At 53.0% G+C, this 345-nt stretch carries 1 pseudogene; it reads left to right on the top strand.

The features are described 5' to 3' along the window. Positions 1-345, top strand: a pseudogene (locus tag PU683_RS22100) (flagellin FliC); the annotation flags it as partial.

The raw sequence follows: 345 nt of genomic DNA, 5'->3' as shown, positions 1-345 counted from the left end.
ACAACCAGACTGCTACCGCTAAATCTTACAACTTCCAGGTTGGCGCGAAAGATGGCGAAACCATCAGCATCTCCATGAACGGCGCAGCTGGCTGGAACCTGGCTTCTGCGAAAACCAACGGCACGACGACTAACCCGACTGCCAACGGTACCTATGCTAACACTGTTGCGGCTAACACCCTGGCGACCGTCGCCGGTGACAAGCGTAAAGTTAACGCAATTGGTTTTGACGTTATTTCCGGTAAAGTTTCTGGTGCTACCGCTGGTAGTGGCTCTCCGCTGAAAGATATCGATGCTGCTATCAAAGCTGTTGATACTCAGCGTAGCTCCCTGGGTGCGTCCCAGA

This window comes from Candidatus Kosakonia sp. 282A-S69 (assembly GCF_029433855.1).
GTDB lineage: Bacteria > Pseudomonadota > Gammaproteobacteria > Enterobacterales > Enterobacteriaceae > Kosakonia > Kosakonia cowanii_A.
The sequence above is the reverse complement of the archived record's forward strand: the minus strand, read 5'-3'. Positions and strand labels throughout refer to the sequence as shown.